Raw genomic sequence first — 651 nt, 5'->3', positions numbered from 1 at the left:
CCTTGGGACCGACCACCACCGCGGTCTGCGGGCCACGGACGATCGGCAGCGGGGTGGTCGGCAAGGGGCGGTAGGCCTGGCCGGCATCGATGCAGTCCAGCTCGCTCTCGAACTGCGCGCCGACCCCGCCGCCGCCGGTCTCGTAGAGTTCCTGGACCACCCGGTACTCGGCGCCGACCACCAGGTACTCGCGGTTCTGGTCCTCGCGCGGATAGCCGCTGAGCTTGAACAGGTGGCCCGAACCCAGGCCGCGGGCGCGGCCGCGCAGGCGTACCCGCTCATAGCGGGCCTGCAAGGCTTCGATGCGGGTCCGCGCGTACTGCTCGCCGTCCTGGCTCTGCACGTATTCGCCGGGGTAGTCGTACAGCGGGTAGTCGGCCGCCGCGTGCGAGCGGGCGATGTTCGAGCGCACTTCCAGGCGCGCGCCGGGACGCTGGAAGTCGTAGTCGTTGAGGCTCAGCGAGCCGGACTGCACCTCGCGTGCCATGTGCCAGTCGTAGAAATGGTCGCGCTCGCGCTGTTCCAGGGTCGGCGGGTAGTAGGGCACGCTGGCGTAGTTCGGCGGGCTCTGGTGCGCGCCGTAGGCGTCGGAGAGCACCAGGATGTGGCGGCTCTGCTCGTGGCGGAACCAGTAGTAGATGCCTTCCTGCT

The 651-nt window shown here is 69.7% G+C and carries 1 pseudogene; it reads right to left on the bottom strand.

From position 1 onward, the window contains the following. Positions 1–651: pseudogene (gene vgrG1b, locus HMPREF2886_RS19615) on the bottom strand (type VI secretion system spike protein VgrG1b); the annotation flags it as partial.

This window comes from Pseudomonas sp. HMSC066A08 (assembly GCF_001813025.1).
Lineage (GTDB): Bacteria > Pseudomonadota > Gammaproteobacteria > Pseudomonadales > Pseudomonadaceae > Pseudomonas > Pseudomonas aeruginosa.
The sequence above is the reverse complement of the archived record's forward strand: the minus strand, read 5'-3'. Positions and strand labels throughout refer to the sequence as shown.